The 234-nt window shown below is 86.8% G+C and carries 1 protein-coding gene; it reads left to right on the top strand.

The features are described 5' to 3' along the window. Positions 1–16 precede the first annotated feature (16 nt). Positions 17–234: hypothetical protein (locus AAEY78_RS15320; RefSeq protein WP_352340323.1), on the top strand; the 218-nt coding region annotated here is incomplete at its 3' end.

Consider the following 234-nt stretch of genomic DNA (forward strand, 5'->3'; position numbering starts at 1 on the left):
GTGGGGGCGCGCGCGGGTGGTCGGCTGGCCGGGGGGGGGCTCCGGGGGGGGGGGGGGCGGCGCCGGGCGGTGCGGCGGGGGGGGGGGGGGCCGGGGGGGGGCGGGGGGGGGGGGGGGGGGGGGGGGGGGGGGGGGGGGGTGTGGGGGGGGGTGTTGGGGTGGGGGGGGGGGGGGTGGGGGGGGTTGGGGGGGGGGGGGGGGGTGGGGTTGTTTGAGTTTACTGTGGTCTGTGGG

Source organism: Psychrobacter sp. 16-MNA-CIBAN-0192, assembly GCF_040309565.1.
In the GTDB taxonomy this organism is placed as follows: Bacteria; Pseudomonadota; Gammaproteobacteria; order Pseudomonadales; family Moraxellaceae; genus Psychrobacter.